A 24,831-nucleotide genomic window follows, 5' to 3' on the forward strand; every position below is an offset into this window, starting at 1 on the left:
GGCATGGCCCGGCGGCGGCTGGGCATCCGGCGGAAAAGGGACGCGCGTGGCACGCTGGACGTCCGGATGTCCTTGATCGTCTAGCGCTCGGAGAGCCCTCGTCGTGGACCAGTTGGCCCTGCTGTTCGTGCTGCTGCTCGGTGCCGTGATCAGTGTGCCCGTCGGGGAACGGCTGAGGCTGCCGGCCCCGGTGCTGATGACGCTGCTCGGCATCGTGCTGGCCGTGCTCGACTTCGTGCCCAACGTCGACATCCCGCCCGCGCTGATCCTCCCCGCGCTGCTGCCGCCGCTGCTCTACGCGGCCGTCCGGCGGACGTCGTGGCGTCAGTTCACCGCGAACAAGCGGCCGATCTTCCTGCTGGCCGTCGCGCTCGTCTTCGTCACCACCCTGTGCGTGGCGCTCGTCGCCCACGCCATCGTGCCGGGGCTCGGCGTCGCCGCCGCCGTCGCGCTCGGCGCGCTGGTCGCCCCGCCCGACCCGGTCGCCGCGACCGCCGTCGCCGGCCAGCTCGGGCTGCCGCGACGGCTCGTCTCCATCCTGGAGGGCGAGGGCCTGTTCAACGACGTGACGGCCATCGTGCTCTACCACGTCGCCATCGCCGCGGCCGTCAGCGGTACCTTCTCGCCCTGGCGCGCGGGGCTAGACCTCGTCCTGTCCGCCGTCGTCGCGGTGGCGATCGGGTTCGCGCTCGGCTGGGGCGCCAACAAGCTGATGAGCATGCTGGACGACTCCACCCTCCAGATCGGGCTCACCCTGCTCGTGCCGTACGCCTCGTACGTGCTGGCCGAGGAACTGCACGGCTCCGGCGTGCTCGCCGTGCTGACGACCGCGCTGTTCCTCGCCGAGTACGCCACCGACGCGGACGACGTGCTGACCCGGCTGGCCGGGCACACCTTCTGGGACGTCGTCGACACCCTCGTCACCGGCGTCGCGTTCGGCCTGATCGGACTCGAACTGCACAACGCGCTGCGCACGGCGTCCGGGCGCTGGGGCGAACTGCTCGGCTGGGCGGGGGCCGTGGTCGCCGTGGTGGTCCTGGTCCGGCTGCTGTGGCTGCTGCCGGCGTCCTGGCTGACCAAACGCATGCACGCGCGCCGCAACACCGAGGAGGACATCCCGATGACGGTGCGGGAGACCGTCGTCATGTGGTGGTCCGGTATGCGCGGCGTGGCCTCCGTGGCGCTGGCGCTCGCCATCCCGCTGGAGACCGACGCGGGCGACGCCTTTCCCGACCGCGACGAGATCGTGTTCATCGCGTTCGGCGTGATCATGGCGACGCTGGTGCTCCAGGGGCTGACCCTGCCGTGGCTGGTGCGACGGCTCGGGGTGCAGTCCGACACGGAGGTCGAGAAGCAGCTCGAACACGAACTCGCCGTCCGCGCGGCCAAGGCGGCCCGGCAGCGGCTCAAGGAGATCGAGGCCGTCGAGGACCTGCCCGAGGAGGTCTCCGAACAGATGCTGCGCCGCGCCGCCGAGATCGGCCTGCGCATCAGCCCGGACCTCGGCGACGAGGAGCGCCGCGAGGCGCAGATCCAGCGCGTGCGCCGGGTCAAGCGGATCCGCCGCATCCAGAGCGAGATGCTGAGCGCGGCCCGGCACGAGGTGCTCGCGGCCCGCAGCGAACCGGGCGCGAACCCGGAGATCGTGGACCGCGTGCTGCGCCACCTGGACGTGCGCAGCCTGCGGTGAGCCGGGCGCCAAGTGCCCTGTCGTGACGGCGGGTTGGACGCCCGGGACACCAATTCCCTTGCGGTGGACCCCGGCCGGGGTCGGGCCGTGACTCGTGACGTGGTGATCAGCGGCGGTGGCACCGGGATCGGGCTCGCGACGGCCGGACTCTTCGCGGCCGACGGGGATCAAGTGCTGCTGCTCGGCAGAAGGGCCGACGTCCTGGAGAAGGCCGCCGTGCCCGGTGCGCTCACCCTCCCCGCGGACCTCACCGACCCGCGACAGGTGCGCCGCGTCGAGCGGTTCGTGGCCGAACGGCTCGGTACCGTCGACGTCCTGGTGAACGCTGCGGGCGGTGCGGGCAACCTCGAACCCCCGGCGGACGGCGCCGACCCGCTCGACGCCGTCGCGCACGACTGGACGGTGAACTTCCGGCAGAACGCGCTGACCGCGGCCCTGCTCACCGAGGCCTTGCGCGACCGGCTCGCGTCACCGGGCGGCCGGGTGCTGTTCGTCGGCTCGATCGCCGCGTACCGGGGCTCGGGCAGCGGCGCGTACGGCGCGGCCAAGGCCGGACTGCACCCCTACGCGCACGACCTGGCACGGGAGTTGGGGCCGCGCGCGGTGACCGTGAACGTGGTCGCGCCCGGCTATGTCGAGGACACCGAGTTCTTCGGTGACCGCATGACCGGGGAGCGGCGCGCCCGGCTGATCGCGGACACCTCCACCGGGCGGGCGGCGACCCCCGGCGACGTCGGTGCCACGCTCCACTGGCCGGCGTCGGCGGGGGCCGCGCACATCACTTCACAGGTCGTGCAGGTCAACGGGGGCGCCGAGCGCGGTCATTGACGTGCCGTCAGATCCTGACCGGACAAAGGGACTTGACGCGGGGGGCGCGGGATCAGTCGCGGCCCCAGCGCGGGCCGTCCTTGGAGCGGCCGGCCATCGCGCCGTCGCCCGCGGTGCGGCGCTTCTCGCGGAACGGACCGCGCCGCCCGCTGCTGTGGCCGTCCCGCTCGTGCCCGTCGCGGATGTCCTCGCGGAAGCCGTCCCGGTACTCGCCGGGGCGGTCGTCCACCGGGCCCCGTTCCACCGGACCGCTCTCCTTCGACAGGCTGTGCCCGGCGGGGGAGCCGTCGACGCCGGCGGAACCGCCGGGGCCGTCCGGCGCCTCGTGCCCCCGGGCCGCACCCGGCGGCACGACCGCGTCGGCGGTGTTGACGCGCGGCAGGGCGTAGGGGTGCTCCTCCGCCAGCCAGCGGATCATCTCCTCGCGGACCGTGACCCGCACCGTGAAGATGTCGTCGGCGTCCTTCGCCGTGACCAGTGCCCGCACCTGGATGGTGTTCGGCGTCGAGTCGGTGACGACGAGACCGTGCGCGCGGCCGTCCCACGCGGCGCAGTGACGCAGGATGTCCTTGAGCTTCCCGCGCATCGCCTCCAGGGGCGCGTTGTGGTCGAGGTACCAGTAGACGATGCCGGTCATCTGCACACCGCCGCGCGACCAGTTCTCGAACGGGTTCGACGTGAAGTACGACACCGGCATGGTGATCCGGCGCTCGTCCCAGGTCCGCACGGTGAGGAAGGTCAGCGTGATCTCGTCGACCGTGCCCCACTCGCCGTTCACCACCACGGTGTCGCCGATGCGCACCATGTCGCCGAACGCGATCTGGAGCCCCGCGAAGAGGTTGCCCAGCGTCGACTGCGCGGCGACACCGGCGACGATGCCCAGGATGCCCGCCGACGCCAGCAGCGAGGCACCGGCCGCGCGCATCGCGGGGAACGTCAGCAGCATGGACGCGGCGGCCACCACTCCGACGACCGCCGCGACCACGCGCATGATCAGCGAGACCTGGGTGCGCACCCGCCGTACCCGCGCCGCGTCGTGGTGCACGCGCGCGTACCGGCTGTACGAGGTCTCCACCACAGCCGACGCGATACGGATCACCAGCCAGGCGGTGGCGCCGATCAGGATCAGCGTCAGCGCCTGGCCGATGCCGACCCGGTGTTCGACCAGCAGCTTCGCCTGGTCGAACGAGCCTCTGAGCAGTGCCACGAACAGCACGAGCTGGAACGGGACGCGTCCCCGGCGCAGCAGACCCCACAGCGGGGTCTCCCGGTGACGCTCGTCCGCCTTGCGCAGCAGAAGGTCCATCGCCCAGCCGAAGAACAGCGTGAGCACGACCGATCCCCCCACCACGACGAGTGGGCGCAGTACGTTCTCCATGCCTGCGAACGTAACCGGGACGCGGGGGTGATGAACATGTGACTTCCGCGCGTTCCTGGGTAGGGCCCGGCGACGCGGCGGGGACCGTGAGATACGGCACGTCCGTCCCGGCTGGCACGATGGCCCCATGAACATCGTGCTCTTTCACTCGACCTACGGCCTGCGGCCCGCGGTGCGGCAGGCCGCCGAGCGGCTGCGCGCGGCCGGGCACGAGGTCTGGACCCCCGACCTGTTCGAGGGCGCCCTCTTCGACACCGTCGAGGACGGCATGGCGCGCAAGGACGAGATCGGCAAGGACGAGCTGCTGCGCCGCGCGGTCCTCGCCGCGGCGCCCTACTCGGAACGGGGACTGGTCTACGCCGGGTTCTCGCTCGGCGCCTCGATCGCCCAGACCCTCGCCCTCGGCGACGAGAAGGCCCGCGGCCTGCTGCTCCTGCACGGCACCTCGGACCTCGCGCCCAACGTCACGCTCGACGAGCTGCCGGTACAGCTGCACGTCGCCGAGCCCGACCCGTTCGAGACGGACGACTGGCTGAGCGCCTGGTACCTCCAGATGGGCCGGGCCGGCGCGGACGTCGAGATCTACCGGTACGCGGGCGCCGGCCACCTCTACACCGACCCGGAGCTGCCGGACTGGGACGAGGAGGCCGCCGAGGCCACCTGGCGGGTGGCACTCGGCTTCCTCGACGGTCTCCGGACGCCGGTGGCCTGAGCGGCCGGCGGCGCCCCGTCCGCTCAGGCCACCGGCGCGCTCGCCCGCTCCACGGTCTGCGTGCCGCTGCGGGTGCGGTACGAGCGGATCCAGGACGAGGTCGCGGCCGGGTCGGTACGGTCGGACAGCACGTAGAAGTCCATCTGCGCCCGGTCCGCGGTCACGTCGAGGACGCCGTAGCCGTGCCGGTCGGTGTCGACCCAGTGGACGTGCCGGTTGGTGAGCCGGATCTCCGGTTCCGCGAGCGCGGCGACGGTGCCCTCGGGCAGCTTCGCGGTGTCGTCGAGGTTGTCGGAGGTCACCGACGTCACCACGAACTCCGTGGCGGCGGAGGGCGTCAGCGGGTACGTACCTGCGTCCACGGGCACGTCGTTGGCCCACGCCATGTGGATGTCGCCGGTCAGGAACACGGTGTTGCGGATCGCGTGCGAGCGCAGGTGGGCCAGCAGCTCGCGCCGGTCGGCGGTGTAGCCGTCCCACTCGTCGGTGTTGAGCGCGAGGCCGCCCCGGGGCAGCCCGAGCAGCTCGGCCAGCGGCGCCAGCAGGCTCGCCGGCAGCGCGCCGACGGCGAACGGCGCGATCATCACGGAGTTGCCGATCAGCCGCCAGGCCGTGTCGGACGCGGCGAGGCCGGCCTTCAGCCAGTCCAGCTGGGCCCGGCCGGTGATCGTGCGGCCCGGGTCGTCCACGGCGGCGCTGCCGGAGGCCGCCTGCTGCGAGCGGAAGGACCGCAGGTCGAGCAGGGACAGGTCGGCGAGCCTGCCGAACCGCAGCCGCCGGTAGGTGGTGCCCTCGACGGCCTGCCGCACCGGCATCCACTCGAAGTACGCCTGCCGGGCCGCCGCCCTGCGGTCGGTCCAGCTGCCCTCGGCGCCCTCGGTGTGGTTGACCGCGCCGCCGGACCAGGCGTTGTCGGCGAACTCGTGGTCGTCCCAGATCGCGACGACCGGTGCCCGGTGGTGCAGCGCCTGGAGGTCGGGGTCGGTCTTGTAACGGCCGTGCCGGGTGCGGTAGTCGGCGAGGGTGATGATCTCGTGCGCGGGGGAGTGCGGCCGGACGACCGTGTCACGGGTGCCGTACTCGCCGCTCGCGTACTCGTACAGGTAGTCGCCGAGGTGCAGCCACGCGTCGAGGTCGGTGCGGGCGGCGAGGTGGCGGTAGGCGGAGAAGTACCCGGCCTCCCAGTTCGCGCAGGAGACCACACCGAAGCGCAGTCCGGACACGTTCGCGTCGGCGGCGGGCGCGGTCCGGGTGCGGGCCACCGGCGAGACGGCCGGTCCGGCGGTGAAGCCGAAGTAGTAGTCCGTGGCGGGCGCCAGACCCCGTACGTCGGCCTTGACGGTGTGGTCGCCCGCCGCGCTCGCCGTGACGGAACCCCGCGCGACGACACCGGTCAGCGCGCGGTCCGTGGCGACGACCCAGCCGACCTCGGTGTCGGGGCCGAGCCCGGACCCCGGCACCGCCTCGGGCACCGGTGTGACGCGCGTCCACAGCAGCACGCCGTCGGGCAGCGGATCGCCGGAGGCGACCCCGTGCAGGAAGGCGGGTGCCCCGGCGGCGCGGGCGGGCAGCGCGGCGGCGAGCGGTGCGGCCAGCACCGCGGTGGCGGCGGCCGCCTTGACGACGGTGCGGCGGCGCGGGGACGGCGTGGGGGCGGCGGGAGTGCCGGAAGCGGCTTCCCGGGCGGCGGGGGCGCTCTGCGGGGATCTCTGTCGACTCGTCACGGGCGACGAGATTACTGACCGGTACGCGCCAAGAGCGGGCGAACTCCGCAGAGTTCGCCCGCTCTTCGTCCGGATGTCGCCGGTCCCGGGCGGGATGCCGGCGCCGGCTCAGGAGGCCAGGGCCGGGGTGATCAGGCTGTTGAAGTCGGCCACCGTCATGGGCGGGTTGCCGTCCGAGGTCTGGAGCATCTTGCCGTCCATGACCAGGCTCGGGGTGCCGGTGACCTTGTCCTTGTTGTTGGTGAACGTCTTCGACATGGCGAGCGCCCAGGCGTCGTACTTGCCGCTCTTGACGTTCTTCTGGAAGGCCGCGTTGTTCTTGAGGGCCGGGACGGTGTTCGCCACCTTGATCAGGTAGGAGTCGTCCTTGAACTTGTCGTCGGTCTCCTCGGGGTGCCACTTCTTCGAGTAGAGGGCCGACTTGTACGCGGCGAACGCGTCGGGGCTCACGTTCAGCGCGGCGCCCATGGCGCTCAGCGTGTCCTTGGAGCCCTCGCCGCCGAGCGAGTCGTCGAGGAACGCGCCGCCGATGTACTGGATCTTGAACTTGCCGGCGGCGACGTCCTTCGTCACCGTCGAGCCGACCGTCTGCTCGAACTGGGCGCATATCGGGCAGCGCGGGTCCTCGTACATCTTGAGGGTCTTCGGCGCGTCCGCCTTGCCGATCGTCACAACCGTGCCGTTGGTGCCCGAGGTGTTGGCCGGGGCGACGATCTTGTCGCCCTTCACGGACTCCCAGCGGTCGGGCTTGTTGGCCTGCACGATGAAGTAGCCGATGCCGGCCGCGACGACCAGTGCCGCGACGACCGACGAGGCGACGATGGCCTGCCGCTTGGCCTTGGCCCGCTTGGCCTGCCGCTCGCGCTCCAGGCGCAGCCGCTCGCGGGCGGCGGTCTTCGAGGCCTGGTTGTTCCGCTTGCTCATGGTGGAGGTCTCCCTGTGGGACGCGCACGTCCGGTGCGCGGGATACGGGTGGGGACGGGTGGTGCTCGTGGTGTCGCGCGGAGTTCGCGGCGGGGCGACGGGTGTCGTGGAGTCGCCGGCCCGCGAGGTCTCCGGGGTGTGCGAATCCTCAGCCGAGAACCGGCGAGCACGGCGGTCCGCGCCGTCCCAGGGAGTGCACCAGCAGCCGGGCGCGAGGGGTGAGGGACCGTGCCGCCGGGCGCGGCATGCGGCGCACCGGGGCGAGCCGCGCGCCGAAGGCGGCGGCGGCGAGCAGCAGCGGGCGGAACGTCGTGGCGGCGACCGCGCGCAGCAGTTGCTCCAGGGCGCGCTCCCCGCGGTGCAGCCAGGCGGCGGCCAGCAGGCCCACGCCCACGTGCGCGCCGAGCAGCAGCCAGGCGGTGGCCGGGCTCGCGTCGGCGAGCAGGGCGGGCAGCCGGCCGGTGCCCGCGCCGGTGACCGTGTCGGTGACCCGGGTCAGTGGCATGCCGACGTCGGTGGAGCCGCCGCACAGCAGGTCGAAGCCGACCGAGCGCAGCGCGCCCGTCACGGGGCCGCCGGACCTGCCGTAGCAGAAGTGCTGGCCGCTGGTGAAGACGGTGTCGGCGGCCAGCTCCAGCGGGATCAGCAGCCCGGCGATGCGGCGGAAGCCCCGCTCGCGGCCGGCCAGCGCGTAGGCGACGGCGAACACGGCGGCGGCGGTCGCGGCCACCGTGGCCGACGGCAGGGGGGCCCGGGACAGCAGCACGTGCGACGCGGAGCTGAGCGTCACGACGAAAGCCGTGAACAGCGCCGCGCGCACGGCTCTGAGCTGGGTCCCGGATATGTCCATAGCGGAGGAGAGTCTGTCACGCCCCCCGGTAAGCAACCCCTAAAGGGTCACTGAAAGTGTGCTGAGAGAGACAAGGGTTACAGCCCCGGAATCCGACCGTTGCGGAAGAGATCCACGAACACCTGGTGATCGGCACGGGCGCGGGCCCCGTAGGAGTGGGCGAAATCGACGAGCAGGGGGGCGAAACCCTCCTCGTCGGCGGCGATCGCCGCGTCGATGGCCCGCTCGGTGGAGAACGGCACCAGGGACTCGCCGGACTGGTCGTCCGCCGCCGCGTGCATGGCGGCCGTGGCGCGGCCCAGGTCGGCGACGACGGCGGAGATCTCCTCCGGGTCGTCGATGTCGCTCCAGTCGAGGTCCACCGCGTACGGCGACACCTCCGCGACGAGCTGTCCGGCGCCGCTCAGCTCGGTCCAGCCCAGCCACGGGTCCGCGTGCGCCTGGAGGGCGCGCTGCGAGATGACCGTGCGGTGGCCCTCGTGCTCGAAGTAGCCGCGGACCGCCGCGTCCGTGACGTGCCGCGAGACGGCCGGGGTCTGCGCCTGCTTGACGTAGATCACCACGTCGTTCTCCAGGGCGTCGCTGTTGCCCTCCAGGAGGATGTTGTACGAGGGCAGGCCCGCCGAGCCGATGCCGATGCCGCGGCGGCCGACGACGTCCTTGACCCGGTAGGAGTCCGGGCGGGCGAGCGACGACTCCGGCAGCGTCTCCAGGTACCCGTCGAAGGCGGCGAGCACCTTGTAGCGGGTGGCGGCGTCCAGCTCGACCGAGCCGCCGCCGGGCGCGAAGCGGCGCTCGAAGTCGCGGATCTCCGTCATCGAGTCGAGCAGTTCGAAACGGGTCAGCGAACGGGCCACGCGCAGCGCGCCGAGCAGCGGCCCCTGCGCGGTGTCCAGGGTGAAGGGCGGTACCTCGTCGCTCTTGGCGCCGGTGGCCAGCGCGTGGATCCGCTCGCGGTAGGCCGTGGCGTACACCGTGACCAGGTCGCCGATCTGCCCGTCGCTCAGCGCCTTCGCGTACCCGAGGAGCGCGACGGACGCGGCGAAGCGCTTGAGGTCCCAGGTGAAGGGGCCGACGTACGCCTCGTCGAAGTCGTTGACGTTGAAGACCAGGCGCCCGTTGGAGTCCATGTAGGTGCCGAAGTTCTCCGCGTGCAGGTCGCCGTGGATCCACACCCGCGAGGTGCGCTCGTCCAGGAACGGGCCGCCGCGCTTCTCCGGGTCGACGTCGTGGTAGAAGAGCGCCGCCGTGCCGCGGTAGAAGGCGAACGCCGAGGCGGCCATCTTGCGGAACTTGACCCGGAACGCGGCCGGATCGGCGGCCAGGAGCTCGCCGAAGGCGGTGTCGAAGACGGCGAGGATCTCCTCGCCGCGTTGCTCGGCGCTGAGCTGCGGGACCGACATCGCTGGGTGCCTCCTGGTGCGGTGGTGCGGGACGAACGTGACGGAAGTTACTGCCGGGGCGGGGCCGGCCGGGAGCCGGCGGCGCGCCGCCCGCGCCACTTTTTCCAACGGACGAACCTACGCGGGAGTGCCCGTCCCGCGCGGGCGAACGCGCGCGGACAAGCCGTTGGAGTGCCGTCGCGCGAGCCGCCGGGGAACCTCGCCGGGTCTCGCGGGGGAGCCCGCGCGGTGACGGTGGCGAGGCATAGACTTCCGAGCTGACCCCGCTCCCGTCCCGCCCCGGAGGCCCCAGCCGTGTCGAAGCCGCCGTTCACGCACCTGCACGTCCACACCCAGTACTCCCTGCTGGACGGTGCCGCGCGGCTGAAGGACATGTTCAACGCGTGCAACGAGATGGGCATGACGCACATCGCGATGTCCGACCACGGCAACCTGCACGGGGCGTACGACTTCTTCCACACCGCGCAGAAGGCGGGCGTCACCCCGATCATCGGCATCGAGGCGTACGTGGCGCCCGAGTCGCGGCGCAACAAGCGCAAGATCCAGTGGGGCCAGCCGCACCAGAAGCGCGACGACGTGTCCGGTTCGGGCGGTTACACGCACAAGACGATCTGGGCGGCGAACAGCACCGGACTGCACAACCTCTTCAAGCTGTCCTCGGACGCGTACGCCGAGGGCTGGCTCCAGAAGTGGCCGCGCATGGACAAGGAGACGATCTCCAAGTGGTCGGAGGGGCTCATCGCCTCCACCGGCTGCCCCTCGGGCGAGCTCCAGACCCGGCTCCGGCTCGGCCAGTTCGACGAGGCGCTGAAGTCCGCCGCCGAGTACCAGGACATCTTCGGCAAGGACCGGTACTTCCTGGAACTGATGGACCACGGCATCGACATCGAACACCGGGTCCGCGACGGCCTGCTGGAGATCGGCAAGAAGCTCGGCATCCCGCCGCTGGTCACCAACGACTCGCACTACACGTACGCGCACGAGGCGACCGCGCACGACGCGCTGCTGTGCATCCAGACCGGCAAGAACCTCTCCGACCCGGACCGCTTCCGCTTCGACGGCACCGGCTACTACCTCAAGTCCACGGACGAGATGTACGCCGTCGACTCCTCGGACGCCTGGCAGCAGGGCTGCGCCAACACGCTCCTGGTGGCCGAACAGATCGACACCGCCGGGATGTTCGAGAAGCGCGACCTGATGCCGAAGTTCGACATCCCGGAGGGCTTCACCGAGGTCACCTGGTTCCAGGAGGAGGTCCGGGTCGGCATGGACCGCCGCTACCCGGGCGGCGTCCCCGACGACCGGCAGAAGCAGGCCGAGTACGAGATGGACGTCATCATCCAGATGGGGTTCCCGGGGTACTTCCTCGTCGTCGCCGACTTCATCATGTGGGCCAAGAAGAACGGCATCGCGGTCGGCCCCGGCCGAGGTTCCGCGGCCGGCTCGATCGTCGCGTACGCCATGGGCATCACCGACCTCGACCCGATCGAGCACGGCCTGATCTTCGAGCGGTTCCTCAACCCCGAGCGCGTCTCCATGCCCGACGTCGACATCGACTTCGACGAACGCCGACGCGTCGAGGTCATCCGGTACGTGACCGAGAAGTACGGCGCCGACAAGGTCGCCATGATCGGCACCTACGGCAAGATCAAGGCGAAGAACGCCATCAAGGACTCCGCGCGCGTACTGGGCTACCCGTACGCGATGGGCGACCGGCTCACCAAGGCCATGCCCGCCGACGTCCTCGGCAAGGGCATCGACCTCTCCGGCATTACCGACCCCGCGCACCCCCGCTACAGCGAGGCCGGCGAGATCCGCGGGATGTACGAGAACGAACCGGACGTGAAGAAGGTCATCGACACCGCCAAGGGCGTCGAGGGCCTGGTCCGGCAGATGGGCGTCCACGCGGCCGGCGTGATCATGTCCAGCGAGCCGATCGTCGACCACGCGCCGATCTGGGTGCGGCACTCCGACGGCGTCACCATCACGCAGTGGGACTACCCGCAGTGCGAGTCGCTCGGCCTGCTGAAGATGGACTTCCTGGGCCTGCGCAACCTGACGATCATGGACGACGCCGTCAAGATGGTGGAGGCCAACAAGGGCGTCAAACTGGAGCTGCTGTCGGTCCCGCTCGACGACCCGAAGACCTACGAGATGCTGTGCCGCGGCGACACGCTCGGCGTCTTCCAGTTCGACGGCGGCCCGATGCGTTCGCTGCTGCGCCAGATGCAGCCCGACAACTTCGAGGACATCTCCGCCGTCTCGGCCCTGTACCGTCCGGGCCCGATGGGCATGAACTCCCACACCAACTACGCGGAGCGCAAGAACGCCCGCCAGGAGATCACGCCGATCCACCCGGAGCTCGAAGAGCCCCTGAAGGAGACGCTGGGCCTCACCTACGGCCTCATCGTGTACCAGGAGCAGGTGCAGAAGGCCGCCCAGATCGTCGCCGGGTACTCGCTCGGCGAGGCCGACATCCTGCGCCGCGTGATGGGCAAGAAGAAGCCCGACGAACTGGCCAAGAACTTCGGCATCTTCCAGGCCGGCGCCCGCAAGAACGGCTACTCGGACGAGGCGATCCAGGCCCTGTGGGACGTCCTGGTCCCCTTCGCCGGCTACGCGTTCAACAAGGCGCACTCCTCCGCGTACGGCCTGGTCACCTACTGGACCGCGTACCTCAAGGCCAACTACCCGGCCGAGTACATGGCGGCGCTGCTCACCTCGGTCAAGGACGACAAGGACAAGTCGGCCGTCTACCTCAACGAGTGCCGCCGCATGGGCATCAAGGTGCTGCCGCCCAACGTCAACGAGTCCATGTCCAACTTCGCCGCCCAGGGCGACGACGTGATCCTCTTCGGCCTCTCCGCGGTCCGCAACGTCGGCACCAACGTGGTCGAGGCGATCATCCGCAGCCGCAAGGCCAAGGGGAAGTACGTCTCCTTCCCCGACTACCTCGACAAGGTCGAGGCGGTCGTCTGCAACAAGCGGACCACCGAGTCCCTCATCAAGGCGGGCGCGTTCGACGAGATGGGGCACACCCGCAAGGGCCTCACCGCGCAGTACGAGCCGATGATCGACAACGTGGTCCAGGTCAAGCGCAAGGAGGCCGAGGGGCAGTTCGACCTCTTCGGCGGCATGGGCGACGAGGGCGCGGACGAACCGGGCTTCGGCCTCGACGTCGAGTTCACCACCGACGAGTGGGACAAGACGTATCTCCTCGCGCAGGAACGGGAGATGCTCGGCCTCTACGTCTCCGACCACCCCCTGTTCGGACTTGAGCACGTCCTCTCCGACAAGGCCGACGCCGGCATCTCCCAACTCACCGGCGGCGAGCACTCGGACGGCGCGGTCGTCACCATCGGCGGCATCATCTCCGGCCTCCAGCGCAAGATGACCAAGCAGGGCAACGCCTGGGCGATCGCCACCGTCGAGGACCTCGCCGGCTCCATCGAGTGCATGTTCTTCCCGGCGACCTACCAGCTCGTCTCGACCCAACTCGTCGAGGACGCCGTGGTGTTCGTCAAGGGGCGCCTCGACAAGCGCGAGGACGTGCCGCGCCTGGTCGCCATGGAGCTCCAGGTGCCCGACCTGTCCAACGCGGGCACCAACGCACCGGTGATCCTCACCATCCCGGCGACCCGGGTCACCCCGCCGATGGTCAGCCGCCTCGGCGAGATCCTCACCCACCACCGCGGCGACAGCGAGGTCCGCATCAAGCTCCAGGGGCCCACCAAGACCACGGTCCTGCGCCTGGACCGGCACCGGGTGAAGCCCGACCCGGCGCTGTTCGGCGACCTGAAGGTACTGCTCGGCCCGGCCTGCCTGGCCGGCTGAACGCCGGATCCCGCACGACGAGGGGCGCACCCGCACCGGGTACGCCCCTCGTTGCCGTGTGTCCGGCTTCAACGGCCTTTGGGCCGTTGTCAGTTGTGGCCGAAACGACGCTCCCGGTGCTTGCGGGCCACGTCCGAAGGCGACGCCTCCACGGCCGACTTGACGCGCGACTCGACGGCCGACTGCTCCGCGGACTGCTGCGCGCGCTCCGACTGCTGCTTGCGATCACGGTTGTTCTTGTTCTTGGCCATGGGGATCTGCCTCCAGCGGGGATTAGGGGCCAGGGCCGCGACCAGATTCACATAGGCTGAGATGAGTCGCATTTTGGACAATCACCGTCTGTGACAGGGCATGTCGGCACACGAGCGTGCGAAACGCCACGCCGAAGATCGAGTTCGAGCCGTTAACCCCGGCGCCGTCGGGCAGACTCGAAGCAAGCCCGAAGCAAACCTCCCGGAAAGAGGGTGGACCGCGTGGACCGCTGCATCGTCCTGGTGGATGCCGGGTATCTGCTGGGGGCCGCCGCGAGCCTCCTCGCCGGGGAACCCTCGCGGTCCCGCATCACCGTCGACCACACCGCCCTCGTCCAGGGGCTGCGCGAGCGCGCCGAGGCCGACACCGAGCGGCCCCTGCTGCGCATCTACTGGTTCGACGGCGCCCCCGACCGCGTCCCGCAGCCCGAGCACCGCAGGCTGCGCGTGATGCCCCGCGTCACCGTCCGGCTCGGCGCGCTGACCCGCAGCGACGGCCGCTGGGCCCAGAAGGGCGTGGACGCCGCGATGCACGCCGAACTGACCGAACTGGCCCGCAACCGCGCCTGTTCCGACGTCGTCCTCGTCACCGGCGACGGCGACCTGCTGCCCGGCATGATGGCCGCCAAGGAACACGGGGTCGCCGTCCACCTCTGGGCCGTGCAGGCCGCCGACGGCGACTACAACCAGTCCGAGGACCTCGTCGCCGAGGCCGACGAACGCCGCGTCCTGGACCGCGCGTGGATCACCCAGGCCGTCCGCGCCAAGGAGGTCGGCGGGATCTGCGCCCCGCAGCCCGTGCCGCGCCCCGAGATCGCCGCGATCCTCTCCGCGCCGCTGCCCGAGTCGTCCGGCCTCGCGGGCGGCGGCGACCGCCGCGCCGAGCGCGCGGAACACACCGCGCCCGTCTCCCGCGACACCGCGGAGGAACGGGTCCAGGCCACCAAGGGCGTGCCCACGCCCAAGGACCTGGCCGCGCTGCGCGCCCCCGGCACCGCCGCCCCCGCCGCCGCGCCCGCCCAGGCCCCGGCCAACGCGACCCTGCGCTGGTCCTCCGACAAAGGGTGGGTCGAGCGCCCGGGGTCGTCCTTCGAACCGCCCGAGGCCGCGTCGCTGCCCACCCTCGCGCAGCTGACCACCGCCGAGCAGCGCTGGGCCGACCGCGAGGAGGACATCACCACGGTCGGCGGCGACCCCTACGAGGTCGGACAGGTCTTCGCCCGGCGCTGGGTGGAACGCCTCGGCGACCAGGTCCACCTCCAGAAGCTGTCCACGATGTACCCGCGCATCCCGCACCGCGTCGACGGCGAGCTGCTGCGCTACGCGGCCCGGTTCGGCCTCCTCGCGCACAAGGACGACCAGATCGACGAGCACGACCGTTACGCCATCCGGGCCGGTTTCTGGCGGGTGGTCGACGTCCCCGCGCCCCCGGAACACGCCCCCGCCGCCGAGTGACCCGGAAGGCGCCCGGCCTCCCGCCCACCCGCCCCCGGCCCCCTTTGCCGGTTCCTGACCGTCCGTGTGCCGTCCCCTGTGCGACCCGTGACGGGAGCTTTGTCGGGCGTGGCGGGTTCGTGCCCCCGGGCCGCCCCGGGAACGGGCGGCGCCCGCGGACCACGTACTCTCGTCCCTTGTGAGTACGCGCACGGCACAGGCACTTCGACACGGGGACGCTGTCGTGTGCGCGGTGCGCGGACTGACCAAGACGTATCCCGCCGTCCGCGCCCGCCGCGGCGTGCCCGCCGCCCCCGAGATCCGGGCCACCGACGAGGTGACCCTCGACATCCGGCGCGGCGAGATCTTCGGCCTCCTCGGACCCAACGGGGCCGGCAAGTCCACGCTGGTGCGCCAGCTCACCGGGCTGATGCGGCCCGACCGGGGCACCGTCGAGATCCTGGGCCACGACATCGTGCGCCACCCGGAGCGCGCCGCGCGCATCCTCGGCTACCTGGGCCAGGAGTCCACCGCCCTCGACGAGCTGACCGTCTCCCTCGCCGCGGAGACCACCGGCCGGCTGCGCGGCCTCGAACTGCGGCAGGCCCGCGCCGAACGGGACGCCGTCCTCGACGAACTGGGCCTCACCGCGCTCGCCGGACGCCCGCTGAAGAAGCTCTCCGGCGGCCAGCGCCGCCTCGCCTGCTTCGCGGCCGCCCTCGTCGGCGAACGCCCGCTGCTGGTCCTGGACGAGCCGACCACCGGCATGGACCCCGTCGCCCGCCGCGCCGTGTGGGCCGCCGTGAACCGGCGCCGCGCCGAGAGCGGTACGACGGTGCTGCTGGTCACCCACAACGTCATCGAGGCGGAGACCGTCCTCGACCGGGTCGCCGTCCTGGACCGGGGCCGGGTCATCGCCTGCGACACCCCCGCCGGCCTCAAGGAGAGCGTCGCCGGCGAGGTGCGCGTGGAACTGGTGTGGCGCGAGCGGGCCCCGCTGGAGGTCCCCGCGGTCGCCGCGCTGCGCGACCGCGCCGTGGAGTCGGGGCGCCGCTGGACGCTGCGGCTCGCCCCGGACGAGGCCCGCGCGGCCGTCGCCACCGTCACCGGCGGCGCCGCCTTCGCCGCGCTCGACGACTTCACCCTCGCGACGCCGAGCCTGGAGGACGTGTACCTGGCGCTCGGCGGCGACACCCGGGGACTGGTGAAGGCGTGACCGCGGGCGGGTGTGAGCGCGGGAGCCGCCGTGTCCGTATGGTCCGTACGGGAGCCCGCGCCGGAGTCCGGGCGCGGGAGTGCCCGACGCCGTGCGACAGGTCCCCGGGGACCACACCTCCGGGGCCGCGCCCCGGAACCGCAGTCAGCCGTCAGGGATGAGGAGCAGCCCGAGGTGAGTGCCGTACCCGTCGATGTTCTGCCCGGCGTCGGGGCCGTGGCCGGGCGCGGCGTCCGCGAGGAGGCCGAGCTCGGGCCGCGCGCCCGGCTGTGGCCCTGCCTCGCCGCCGTGTACCGGGCGCAGCTCTCGCGCGCCCGGGTGGCCCGGATCCCGCTGCTGTTCGTCGCGACGTTCCAGTCGGTCGGGATCATGGTCCTGATGCGCGGGGTCGTCGACGGCGGCGAGGAGGCCCGGTCCGTGGTGGCCGGCTCGGCCGTCCTGGTCGTCGCGTTCGTCGCGCTGAACCTGCTCGCCCAGTACTTCGGCCAGCTCCGCGCCAGCGGCGGCCTCGACCACTACGCCACGCTGCCCGTGCCGCCCGCCGCCGTCGTCCTGGGCGCCGCGGGCGCGTACGCCTCGTTCACCGTGCCCGGGACCGTGGTGACCGCGGTGTTCGGGTGCGTGCTGTTCGGGCTGCCGATGGCCCACCTGTGGGTGCTGGTGGCGGTGATCCCGCTCGCGGGTGCCGCCCTGGCCGGACTCGGGGCGGCCCTCGGGCTGCTCGCGCCCCGGCCCGAACTGGCCACCCTGCTTGGCCAGCTCGGCATGTCCGGCGCCCTGCTCCTGGGCGTGCTGCCGCCCGACCGGCTGCCCGAGGTGGTGCGCCTGGCCCGCGACCTGCTGCCGTCCACGTACGGCGTAGAGGCCCTCGCGCGGACCTTCGGACCCCACCCGGACTGGGCTTTCGTCCTCGGCGACCTCGCCGTGTGCGCGGGCGTCGGGGTCGTCTCGCTCGCCGTCGCGACGTGGGCGTACCGTCGGGCGGCTGTCCGGTGACGCGCCGCACAGACGCGCCTGGCACGATGTCAGGGTGACCGCACCGCTGACTCCGCCGCCACCGCCGCACCACCAGCCCTCCCAGGACCGGACCGGGCAGGCCCACGCCGGTTCCGGCGCCGGGTCGGCCGGCCACGAACAGGACGGCCCCGGGCTGAGGACCGAGATCCGGGACGCCGTCCTGATCGCCCTCGGACTCACGGTCTGCGGCGTCCTGCTGGGCCTGCTGTGGTGGTGGCTCGCCCCGCACGTGCCGCTGGTCGGCGACGTCACCGAGGGAAGCTGGGTCGTCTACCTCAAGGACTCCGAGGGCGAGCAGGCCGTCGGCGTCGACGGAACGTTCACTCTGCTCGCCCTGGCCTTCGGGGCGGTGACCGCGGCGGCCGTGTTCCTGCTGCGCAGGCGCGGGGGAGTGCCGCTGGTGGTGGCGCTCACCGTGGGCGGTCTGCTCGCCTCGGTCGTGGCCTGGCGGCTCGGGGTGTGGCTCGGCCCCACCTCGGACGTCGTCGCGCACGCCAAGGACGTCGGCAAGAACGTGACGTTCTCCGCCCCGCTCAAGCTCGGCGCGAAGGGTGCCCTGCTCGCGTGGCCGATCGCCGCGCTGGTGGTGCACCTCGGCCTGACGGCACTGTTCGGGCCCCGCGACCCGGAGCCCTTCCACCCCGACGAACCGCTGACGCTGCCGACGGCGGAGTAGGACGCCGGCCGCGCCACCGTCCGCCCGCCGGGGCCCGGGTGCGCCGCCGAGCCGTGTTCCGGGGGCGCCGACGCGACGGGCCCGGTCCGTGCGCCGCGGACCCGCGTGCCTACGCGGGGCGCCTCCCGTGGTTCGCCCGGCCCTTCCTGGTGCGCCACTTCCGCTTGCGCGTCCTCTTCGCCATGCCCTCCGTGCTTAACGGAGAACGCGCACCGCGTCGAGAGGGCCCGCGTACGGGTTCCGTCTACGCCCGGCCCACCGGCGCCACGACCGCGTCCGTCAGGCGGGCGAGGTCGGCGGGGGACAGCTCGACCTCCAGGCCGCGCCGCCCCGCCGAGACGCAGACCGTGGCGTGCGCCGAGGCCGAGTCGTCCAGCACCGTCGGCAGCCGCTTGCGCTGGCCCAGCGGGGAGATGCCGCCGCGGACGTAACCCGTGGTGCGTTCGGCGAGCGCCGGGTCCGCCATGGCCGCGCGCTTGCCGCCGACCGCCGAGGCCAGCGCCTTCAGGTCCAGCGACCCCGCCACCGGGACCACGGCGACCGTGAGGCTCCCGTCGACGTCCGCCACCAGCGTCTTGAAGACCCGCTCCGGGGAGACGCCCATCGCCTCGGCCGCCTCCTCCCCGTACGAGGGGTGCGCCGGGTCGTGCTCGTACGCGTGCACCGTGAACGGCACTCCCGCGGCCGTCAGGGCCACCGTCGCGGGCGTGCCGCCGGGCTGCTGCTTCTTGGACTTCTTCACCATGGGGGCGCGCTCTTCCCGTTCTTCCCTCGGGGGATGGGGAGTCGGGGCGCGGCACCGTCGACCGGCGCCCCGGGGTGGCTAGTTGAGGCTTGTCGGGCCGCGCGTGAGTTCCGCCGCGGGCAGGGACGGCAGGCTGCGGATGATCGCGGTCTCCGCGCGCAGCAGGCCCAGTTCGTCACGCAGCCGCGAGGCGATGTCCGGTGCCTGGAGCAGGCGTTGCTTGGCCGGGACGTCGAGCATCATCGCGGCGGCCACCAGGTAGGAGACGACGGCCGGTTCGTCCGGCAGCTCGGCCCCGGTGGTCAGCGACCGCTCGCGCGCGCCGGCCAGCCGCTTCTGGTAGCGGCGGAAGGCGCGCAGCACGCCCTCGGCCAACGCGCCCGCCTCCTCGCCGAGTTCCTCGGTCAGTTCCTCGAACTCGGCGGTCAGGTAAGGGCCGGAGGTGTCCACGGACAGCAGCCGCACCCGGGTCGTGCCCGTCGCCAGCACCTCGAAGGTGCCGTCGGGCCGCTCCCGGATCGTGGCGGCGTCGGCCACGCAGCCCACGCCGTGCAGCACCTTGGCGGGGTCGGGGCCGAAGCCGGCGGTGGGGCCGAGGTCGGGCGGTGCCGACCCGTCCGGCATGCCGGACGCGGTCGGGGCGACCTCGCGGCCGTCGCGGATCGCCACGACGGCGAAGCGGCGCGGTTCGTCCTCGGGGGTCTTCATGAGGGCGCGCATCATCGCGCGGTAGCGCTCCTCGAAGACGTTCAGCGGAAGAACGAGTCCCGGGAACAGCACCGAGTTCAGCGGGAAGAGCGGAAGCCGGACGGTGGTCACGACGCGAAAGCCTAATGGCCCTGGGGGCGGGCACGGTCTGCGCTCCCGCCGCGGCCGCGCCCGGACGGTCCCGCCGCGCCCGCGGGGCCCGGCCGCACGGCCCCCGCGGGCCGTCCCGCCGTGCTCCGTCAGACCTGCTCCGGGCCGCCCACATCGTGACGTACCCGCAGGAAGTGCCCCAGCGGGTCGTCCGTCGCGAGGTCCCACGGCGCGGAGGTGGCGTGCGGCCCGATCAGCCGGAACTGCTCCAGCGCGTCGGCACGCCGCCCGAGCCGGACGAGGACGTACGCGAGCTGGTTGCGCACCGGGGCCGGCCAGGGGTCGCCCGGCGCGAACCGGGCCGAGAGCGCGATCGCCCGGTCCGCCGCCGCGTCCAGCCGGGCGCCCGGCCCCGGTCCCGCCCCTGCCTGCGGGCCGGGCCGCTCCCCGGGCCCGTACGGGTTCCCGCCGGCCAGGCGGCCGAGGGCGGCGTGCAGCGGGAGCGCCTGGAGCAGCGAGTCGGCGGGGGCGTCCTGGGCCGCTGGCTCCGCGAAGTCGAGGCACGCGCAGGTGCCGGACCCGGACCCGGCCGCGCGGCAGGCGGCCGACAGGTACCCGAGGGCGGCCACGTGGCAGCCGTAGTGGTGCTGGGCGCGGCGCACCGCCTGCTCCCACAGCCGCGCGAACCGTTCCGGCGGCGCGTCCGTCCCGCCCGCGTGGTCCAGCGCGATCCGCCACGGCACCGGGTCGCGCGCGTCGCCCCCGGCCGCCGCCGCCCCGACGGGCGGCCCGACCGCGCGCAGCGCCTCGGCACGCGCCGGTGAGCGGCCGGCCCGGTCCACGGCGAGCTGGGCGGCGACGAGCAGCGCGTCCGGGTCGGCCGGGGCGGCGGCGAGCCAGCGCTCGAACCATGCGGGGCGCGGGCCGGCGAACGCGGCGAGCCGCCGCGTGTACCGGTCGCGCTCGTCCCACGCGGCACGCGCGCGGGTGTCCGCCAGCAGGTCCGCCGCGGGTCCGTGCTCGCCCCGCGCGGCGGCGACCAGGGCCGGGCCCAGGGGTTCCTCGGGGACGTCGAGCAGGACGTCGTCGTCGGCGGGCAGCCCGGACGCGTGCGGGGCGGACCCGGGAGAGGTGTTCCTCCGCCGTCGCGGTGCACGGGCGAGGCCGCTGAGCAGTGCCATGGTGGGGTTCATTGAAGGGCCGGGGGAGCGGGGGTGCCAGCACGTTCGGGTAACCCGGGAAAGTTGTACGGGCACCGGTCAAGCCACGGCAAACTTTACTGTTCAACAAATGTGGGGACGCTGTGGGTGTTCTGTGGAAACGCCAGGTCGCGGGCGCGGGCGGGTAATGCGCCGGGCCCGGCGGGCGGCCCCGCGGACGCGCCCCGTGCGGCTACTCCTCCGGCGGCCCGGATCCGGGCCGCGTCCGACCCCGGGCCGGACCCGGATCCGGCCCGGATTCTGTATCAGCCATTGATACGCGCGGACGGCGGTCCCGGCGGGTCTGCGAGAATTGAGACCGTGATCTCCCGAATCGATCTGCGCGGCGACGCCCTCCCCGAGGGTGCCGCCCTGCGCGCGCTGCTGCCCCGAGCCGACTTCGACGTGCAGGCCGCCCTCGACAAGGTGCGTCCGATCTGCGAGGACGTGCACCATCGGGGCGACGCGGCACTGGTCGACTTCGCCGAGAAGTTCGACGGCGTGCGCCTGACCTCCGTCAAGGTGCCCGCCGAGGCGCTCACCGAGGCGCTCGGGGGGCTCGACCCGGCGGTCCGCGCCGCCCTGGAGGAGTCGATCCGCCGCGCCCGCCTCGTGCACCGCGCCCAGCGCCGCACCACGCACACCACGCAGGTCGTGCCCGGCGGCACGGTCACCGAGAAGTGGGTGCCGGTCGACCGCGTCGGCCTGTACGCGCCCGGCGGCCGCTCGGTCTACCCGTCCTCCGTGATCATGAACGTGGTCCCCGCGCAGGAGGCCGGCGTCCCCTCGATCGCCCTCGCCTCCCCGGCCCAGGTCGAGTTCGGCGGCCTGCCGCACCCCACGATCCTCGCCGCGTGCGCACTGCTCGGCATCGACGAGGTGTACGCGGCCGGCGGCGCGACCGCCGTGGCGATGTTCGCGTACGGCACCGAGTCCTGCCCGCCCGCCGCCATGGTCACCGGCCCCGGCAACATCTGGGTCGCCGCCGCCAAGCGGTACTTCACCGGCCTCATCGGCATCGACGCGGAGGCCGGCCCCACCGAGATCGCCGTCCTCGCCGACGACACCGCCGACCCGGTGCACGTCGCCGCCGACCTGATCAGCCAGGCCGAGCACGACCCGCTGGCCGCCGCCGTGCTCGTCACCGACTCCGTCCACCTGGCCGACGCCGTGGCGAAGGAACTGGAGCCGCAGGTCGCCGCGACCAAGCACGTCGAGGACCGCATCCGCCCCGCGCTCGCCGGCCGGCAGTCCGCGATCGTCCTCGTGGACAGCGTCGAGGACGGCCTGAAGGTCGTCGACGCGTACGGCGCCGAGCACCTGGAGATCCAGACCGCGGACGCCGCCCGGATCGCCGACCGGGTCCGCAACGCCGGCGCCGTCTTCGTCGGCCCGTACGCGCCGGTCTCCCTCGGCGACTACGCGGCCGGTTCCAACCACGTGCTGCCCACCGGCGGCTGCGCCTGCCACTCCTCGGGCCTGTCCGTGCAGTCGTTCCTGCGCGGCATCCACGTGGTCGACTACTCGCGCGACGCCCTCGCCGACGTCGCCCACCACGTGGTGACCCTCGCGGAGGCGGAGGACCTGCCCGCGCACGGCGCGGCGGTCAAGGCACGGTTCGGCTGGAAGGTACCGGAGAGCAAGTGAGCGGCATCGACGATCTTCCCGTACGGGACGAGCTTCGCGGCAAGTCCCCTTACGGCGCACCCCAGTTGGACGTCCCCGTCCGGCTGAACACCAACGAGAACCCGTACCCGCTGCCCGACGCGCTCGTCGAGCGCATCGCCGAGCGGGTGCGCGAGGCGGCCCGCGGCCTCAACCGCTACCCCGACCGGGACGCGGTGGAGCTGCGCACCGGACTCGCCGACTACCTCACCCGCACCGGCGGCCACCGCGTCGGCACCGCCAACGTCTGGGCGGCCAACGGCTCCAACGAGGTCATCCAGCAGCTGCTCCAGACCTTCGGCGGGCCCGGCCGCACCGCGATCGGCTTCGAGCCGTCGTACTCGATGCACGGGCTCATCGCCCGCGGCACCGGCACCGGCTGGATCTCCGGGCCGCGCAACCAGGACTTCACCATCGACGTCGCCGCGGCCGAGAAGGCGATCGCGCTGCACCGCCCGGACGTCGTCTTCGTCACCAGCCCCAACAACCCCACCGGCACCGCCGTCGAGGCCGACGCCGTGCTCGCGCTGTACGAGGCCGCCCAGGCCGCGAAGCCGTCGATGGTGGTCGTGGACGAGGCCTACATCGAGTTCAGCCACGGAGCCTCGCTGCTCCCGCTGATCGAGGGCCGCCCGAACCTGGTCGTCTCGCGCACCATGTCGAAGGCGTTCGGCGCGGCCGGACTGCGCCTGGGCTACCTGGCCGCCGCCCCCGCGGTCGTCGACGCCGTCCAACTGGTGCGCCTGCCCTACCACTTGTCCGCCGTCACGCAGGCCACCGCGCTCGCCGCCCTGGAGCACACCGACACCCTCCTCGGGTACGTCGAGCAGCTCAAGGCCGAACGGGACCGCATCGTCGAGGAGTTGAAGGGCGCGGGATACGAAGTCACCCCGTCCGACGCCAACTTCGTGCAGTTCGGGCGCTTCGCGGACGCCCACGAGGCATGGCGGAAGATCCTCGACCGGGGCGTCCTGGTCCGGGACAACGGAGTGCCGGGGTGGCTGCGGGTCTCCGCCGGCACCCCCGCCGAGAACGACGCGTTCCTCGACGCGGTACGTGACCTGAAGAAGGAGCAGAGCGCATGACTGGCCAGGGCCGCCGCGCAAGAATCGAACGCACCACCAAGGAGACCTCGGTACTCGTCGAGATCGACCTCGACGGAACCGGGCGCACCGACATCTCCACCGGCGTCGGCTTCTGGGACCACATGCTCGACCAGCTCGGCCGGCACGGTCTGTTCGACCTGACCGTGAAGACCGAGGGTGACCTGCACATCGACTCCCACCACACCATCGAGGACACCGCCCTCGCGCTCGGCGCCGCCTTCAAGCAGGCGCTCGGCGACAAGGTGGGCATCTACCGCTTCGGCAACTGCACCGTCCCGTTGGACGAGTCGCTCGCCCAGGTCACCGTCGACCTCTCCGGCCGCCCCTACCTGGTGCACACCGAGCCCGAGAACATGGCGCCGATGATCGGCGAGTACGACACCACCATGACCCGGCACATCCTGGAGTCCTTCGTCGCGCAGGCGCAGATCGCGCTCCACGTGCACGTGCCCTACGGGCGCAACGCCCACCACATCGTCGAGTGCCAGTTCAAGGCCCTCGCCCGCGCGCTGCGCTACGCCAGCGAGCACGACCCGCGCGCGGCCGGCATCCTCCCCTCCACGAAGGGTGCGCTGTGACCGGCACGTCCACCGTCCTCATCCTCGTCGGCCTCTTCCTCGTCGGCGGGATCATCTCCTTCGCCAAGCAGCAGATGCCGCGCCAGCTCATCGTGCTGCTGTCCCTCGGCGCGGGCCTGTGCCTCGTCGCGGGCGTCATGCGGCTGGGGGTGTGGAGTTGACCTCCGGCGCGAAGAAGGTCGTCGTCTTCGACTACGGCTTCGGCAACGTCCGCAGCGCCGAGCGCGCCCTCGCCCACGCGGGCGCCGACGTCGAGATCACCCGTGACTACGACACCGCCATGAACGCCGACGGCCTGCTCGTGCCCGGTGTCGGTGCCTTCGCCGCCTGCATGAAGGGCCTCAAGGAGGCGCGCGGCGACTGGATCGTGGGGCGCCGCCTGGCCGGCGGACGCCCGGTGATGGGCATCTGCGTCGGCATGCAGATCCTGTTCGAGCGCGGCATCGAACACGGCGAGGAGACCCCGGGCCTCGACGAATGGCCCGGCACGGTCGGCCCGCTCAAGGCCGACGTGGTGCCCCACATGGGCTGGAACACCGTGGACGCCCCCGAGGACTCCCAGCTCTTCGCGGGCCTCGACGCCGACGCCCGCTTCTACTTCGTGCACTCCTACGCCGTGCACGAGTGGAACCTCGAACTGCACAACCCGCTCCTGCGCGCCCCGAAGGTGACCTGGTCGACGCACGGCGAGCGGTTCGTCGCCGCCGTCGAGAACGGTGCCCTGTGGGCGACCCAGTTCCACCCCGAGAAGTCCGGCGACGCCGGCGCCCAGCTCCTCACCAACTGGATCGGAACCCTGTAGA

The 24,831-nt window shown here is 72.6% G+C and carries 21 protein-coding genes and 1 pseudogene; 13 read left to right on the forward strand and 9 right to left on the reverse strand.

What is annotated here, in order from left to right; genetic code table 11:
• The first annotated feature begins 103 nt into the window (after positions 1-103).
• Together ACFZA0_RS04250 and ACFZA0_RS04255 are read left to right on the forward strand one after the other, a co-directional pair.
• Entirely contained in the window at positions 104-1,690 is a 1,587-nt protein-coding gene (locus ACFZA0_RS04250; RefSeq protein WP_391010927.1) for a Na+/H+ antiporter, read from the forward strand.
• A gap of 87 nt (positions 1,691-1,777) precedes the next feature.
• The gene (locus tag ACFZA0_RS04255) at positions 1,778-2,518 is read left to right on the forward strand and encodes an SDR family oxidoreductase (RefSeq protein WP_391010930.1); all 741 of its coding nucleotides are present in this window, start codon (positions 1,778-1,780) and stop codon (positions 2,516-2,518) included.
• 310 nt (positions 2,519-2,828) lie between these two features.
• Here ACFZA0_RS04255 and ACFZA0_RS04260 read toward each other — a convergent pair.
• A pseudogene (locus tag ACFZA0_RS04260) lies at positions 2,829-3,896 on the reverse strand (mechanosensitive ion channel family protein); the annotation flags it as partial.
• 127 nt (positions 3,897-4,023) lie between these two features.
• Here ACFZA0_RS04260 and ACFZA0_RS04265 point away from each other — a divergent pair.
• On the forward strand, positions 4,024-4,608 hold the full coding sequence (locus ACFZA0_RS04265; protein WP_391010933.1) for a dienelactone hydrolase family protein: 585 nt from the start codon (positions 4,024-4,026) through the stop codon (positions 4,606-4,608).
• A gap of 23 nt (positions 4,609-4,631) precedes the next feature.
• On the opposite strand, the gene ACFZA0_RS04270 is transcribed toward ACFZA0_RS04265, so the two are convergent.
• From ACFZA0_RS04270 to ACFZA0_RS04285, 4 genes are all read right to left on the reverse strand, one after another.
• On the reverse strand, positions 4,632-6,332 hold the full coding sequence (locus tag ACFZA0_RS04270) for an alkaline phosphatase D family protein (protein WP_391010935.1): 1,701 nt from the start codon (positions 6,330-6,332) through the stop codon (positions 4,632-4,634).
• 108 nt (positions 6,333-6,440) lie between these two features.
• Positions 6,441-7,256, reverse strand: coding sequence for a thioredoxin domain-containing protein (locus ACFZA0_RS04275; protein WP_391010938.1), 816 nt, complete (start codon positions 7,254-7,256; stop codon positions 6,441-6,443).
• Between the two features lie 148 nt (positions 7,257-7,404).
• On the reverse strand, positions 7,405-8,106 hold the full coding sequence (locus ACFZA0_RS04280; RefSeq protein WP_391010941.1) for a hypothetical protein: 702 nt from the start codon (positions 8,104-8,106) through the stop codon (positions 7,405-7,407).
• A 77-nt stretch (positions 8,107-8,183) separates the two neighbouring features.
• Positions 8,184-9,509, reverse strand: a complete 1,326-nt coding sequence (locus tag ACFZA0_RS04285; protein ID WP_391010943.1) for a DUF2252 family protein — start codon at positions 9,507-9,509, stop codon at positions 8,184-8,186.
• 294 nt (positions 9,510-9,803) lie between these two features.
• Here ACFZA0_RS04285 and dnaE point away from each other — a divergent pair, with 294 nt between their 5' ends.
• The gene (dnaE, locus tag ACFZA0_RS04290) at positions 9,804-13,343 is read left to right on the forward strand and encodes a DNA polymerase III subunit alpha (protein WP_391010946.1); all 3,540 of its coding nucleotides are present in this window, start codon (positions 9,804-9,806) and stop codon (positions 13,341-13,343) included.
• An 89-nt stretch (positions 13,344-13,432) separates the two neighbouring features.
• On the opposite strand, the gene ACFZA0_RS04295 is transcribed toward dnaE, so the two are convergent.
• Positions 13,433-13,666 (reverse strand): hypothetical protein, encoded by a 234-nt coding sequence (locus ACFZA0_RS04295; RefSeq protein ID WP_391010949.1) that lies wholly within the window; start codon positions 13,664-13,666, stop codon positions 13,433-13,435.
• A 150-nt stretch (positions 13,667-13,816) separates the two neighbouring features.
• On the opposite strand from ACFZA0_RS04295, the gene ACFZA0_RS04300 reads away from it, so the two are divergent.
• The 4 genes from ACFZA0_RS04300 to ACFZA0_RS04315 all read left to right on the forward strand — a co-directional run bounded on the left by ACFZA0_RS04300 (position 13,817) and on the right by ACFZA0_RS04315 (position 17,937).
• Positions 13,817-15,049: an NYN domain-containing protein gene (locus ACFZA0_RS04300; RefSeq protein WP_391010952.1), complete on the forward strand. Its 1,233-nt coding sequence runs from the start codon at positions 13,817-13,819 to the stop codon at positions 15,047-15,049.
• 223 nt (positions 15,050-15,272) lie between these two features.
• Positions 15,273-16,244, forward strand: a complete 972-nt coding sequence (locus ACFZA0_RS04305; RefSeq protein WP_391011831.1) for an ATP-binding cassette domain-containing protein — start codon at positions 15,273-15,275, stop codon at positions 16,242-16,244.
• A gap of 174 nt (positions 16,245-16,418) precedes the next feature.
• Positions 16,419-17,240: an ABC transporter permease gene (locus ACFZA0_RS04310; RefSeq protein WP_391010955.1), complete on the forward strand. Its 822-nt coding sequence runs from the start codon at positions 16,419-16,421 to the stop codon at positions 17,238-17,240.
• A 34-nt stretch (positions 17,241-17,274) separates the two neighbouring features.
• Positions 17,275-17,937: an AAA family ATPase gene (locus ACFZA0_RS04315; RefSeq protein ID WP_391010958.1), complete on the forward strand. Its 663-nt coding sequence runs from the start codon at positions 17,275-17,277 to the stop codon at positions 17,935-17,937.
• Between the two features lie 244 nt (positions 17,938-18,181).
• Here ACFZA0_RS04315 and ybaK read toward each other — a convergent pair whose 3' ends face one another.
• The 3 genes from ybaK to ACFZA0_RS04330 all read right to left on the reverse strand — a co-directional run bounded on the left by ybaK (position 18,182) and on the right by ACFZA0_RS04330 (position 20,661).
• A complete protein-coding gene (gene ybaK / locus ACFZA0_RS04320; RefSeq protein WP_391010961.1) occupies positions 18,182-18,682 on the reverse strand; it encodes a Cys-tRNA(Pro) deacylase in 501 nt (166 codons plus the stop codon).
• Between the two features lie 78 nt (positions 18,683-18,760).
• Positions 18,761-19,501 carry an LON peptidase substrate-binding domain-containing protein gene (locus ACFZA0_RS04325; protein WP_391010964.1) on the reverse strand — a complete coding sequence of 247 codons (741 nt, stop codon included), beginning with the start codon at positions 19,499-19,501 and terminating at the stop codon, positions 18,761-18,763.
• 128 nt (positions 19,502-19,629) lie between these two features.
• Complete coding sequence (locus ACFZA0_RS04330; RefSeq protein WP_391010967.1) at positions 19,630-20,661, reverse strand: hypothetical protein; 1,032 nt, start codon at positions 20,659-20,661, stop codon at positions 19,630-19,632.
• 339 nt (positions 20,662-21,000) lie between these two features.
• Between ACFZA0_RS04330 and hisD the strand changes: the two genes are divergently transcribed.
• The 5 genes from hisD to hisH are packed head-to-tail and all read left to right on the forward strand — an operon-like array spanning position 21,001 to position 24,830.
• On the forward strand, positions 21,001-22,326 hold the full coding sequence (gene hisD, locus ACFZA0_RS04335; protein WP_391010970.1) for a histidinol dehydrogenase: 1,326 nt from the start codon (positions 21,001-21,003) through the stop codon (positions 22,324-22,326).
• A complete protein-coding gene (locus ACFZA0_RS04340; protein WP_391010973.1) occupies positions 22,323-23,429 on the forward strand; it encodes a histidinol-phosphate transaminase in 1,107 nt (368 codons plus the stop codon). The genes hisD and ACFZA0_RS04340 overlap by 4 nt, the downstream gene beginning before the upstream one ends.
• Positions 23,426-24,028, forward strand: a complete 603-nt coding sequence (hisB, locus tag ACFZA0_RS04345; protein WP_391010976.1) for an imidazoleglycerol-phosphate dehydratase HisB — start codon at positions 23,426-23,428, stop codon at positions 24,026-24,028. Before ACFZA0_RS04340 ends, hisB begins: the two co-directional genes overlap by 4 nt.
• A complete protein-coding gene (locus ACFZA0_RS04350) occupies positions 24,025-24,189 on the forward strand; it encodes a hypothetical protein (protein WP_391010979.1) in 165 nt (54 codons plus the stop codon). The genes hisB and ACFZA0_RS04350 overlap by 4 nt, the downstream gene beginning before the upstream one ends.
• Positions 24,180-24,830: an imidazole glycerol phosphate synthase subunit HisH gene (gene hisH, locus ACFZA0_RS04355; protein ID WP_391010982.1), complete on the forward strand. Its 651-nt coding sequence runs from the start codon at positions 24,180-24,182 to the stop codon at positions 24,828-24,830. Before ACFZA0_RS04350 ends, hisH begins: the two co-directional genes overlap by 10 nt.
• Position 24,831 lies beyond the last annotated feature (1 nt).

It is taken from the genome of Streptomyces sp. NPDC008150, assembly GCF_042956945.1.
Lineage (GTDB): Bacteria > Actinomycetota > Actinomycetes > Streptomycetales > Streptomycetaceae > Streptomyces.

What these genes read in the sequence shown, in the direction of transcription:
- ACFZA0_RS04330 (WP_391010967.1), bottom strand. Translation starts at nt 20,661, where the DNA reads ATGGCACTGCTCAGCGGCCTCGCCCGTGCACCGCGACGGCGGAGGAAC.
- ACFZA0_RS04295 (WP_391010949.1), bottom strand. Translation starts at nt 13,666, where the DNA reads ATGCGACTCATCTCAGCCTATGTGAATCTGGTCGCGGCCCTGGCCCCT.
- ACFZA0_RS04275 (WP_391010938.1), bottom strand. Translation starts at nt 7,256, where the DNA reads ATGAGCAAGCGGAACAACCAGGCCTCGAAGACCGCCGCCCGCGAGCGG.
- ACFZA0_RS04285 (WP_391010943.1), bottom strand. Translation starts at nt 9,509, where the DNA reads ATGTCGGTCCCGCAGCTCAGCGCCGAGCAACGCGGCGAGGAGATCCTC.
- hisB (WP_391010976.1), top strand. Translation starts at nt 23,426, where the DNA reads ATGACTGGCCAGGGCCGCCGCGCAAGAATCGAACGCACCACCAAGGAG.
- ybaK (WP_391010961.1), bottom strand. Translation starts at nt 18,682, where the DNA reads ATGGTGAAGAAGTCCAAGAAGCAGCAGCCCGGCGGCACGCCCGCGACG.
- ACFZA0_RS04265 (WP_391010933.1), top strand. Translation starts at nt 4,024, where the DNA reads ATGAACATCGTGCTCTTTCACTCGACCTACGGCCTGCGGCCCGCGGTG.
- ACFZA0_RS04280 (WP_391010941.1), bottom strand. Translation starts at nt 8,106, where the DNA reads ATGGACATATCCGGGACCCAGCTCAGAGCCGTGCGCGCGGCGCTGTTC.